The following is a 560-nucleotide window of genomic DNA, read 5'->3' on the forward strand; positions in this document are numbered from 1 at the left end:
TCAGGCGTTAGCCCCCAAACGGACTTTCCATGCGATTTGTAGGAAGAATCTCCGACTGGAACGAGGACAAGGGCTACGGCTTTGTCACACCGCATGACGGCGGAGACCGCGCCTTTGTCCACATCAAAGCGTTCCAGTTCGGATCTCGCAGACCGATTGACGGTGACCTCATCTCATACGCGGCATCCAAAGATGCTCGCGGCCGTACAAACGCAACCGATGTACGGCACGCCGGCCAGAAGATCGAGCAACGTAAGCCATACAGGCCATTCCCGCGGCTGGCGCTGGGCGTCACCTTCTTGGTCGCAGTCTCGCTCGGCACGTTCTTTGGTATCGTCCCGGCAATGATCACCGTTGGCTACGTGCTGCTGAGCTGCGTGTCCTACATCATGTACTCGTTGGACAAGGCTGCTGCTGGGAAAAACATGCAGCGCACTCCGGAAAGCACCTTGCATTCGGTGGACTTGCTTGGTGGTTGGCCTGGCGCGCTCATTGCGCAACAACAGTTCCGCCATAAGACCGTAAAGGCGTCGTTCCAGCAGATTTTCTGGGTTGCCGTG

1 protein-coding gene is annotated in these 560 nt (G+C 57.5%); it reads left to right on the forward strand.

Annotation, left to right across the window (positions count from 1 at the left end; all coding sequences use genetic code 11):
• Nucleotides 1-29 precede the first annotated feature (29 nt).
• A partial coding sequence (locus tag ACW7G0_RS14225) for a DUF1294 domain-containing protein (protein ID WP_456990663.1) occupies nt 30-560 on the forward strand: 531 nt, incomplete at its 3' end.

The sequence above is a fragment of the Lysobacter sp. A286 genome (genome assembly GCF_054052105.1).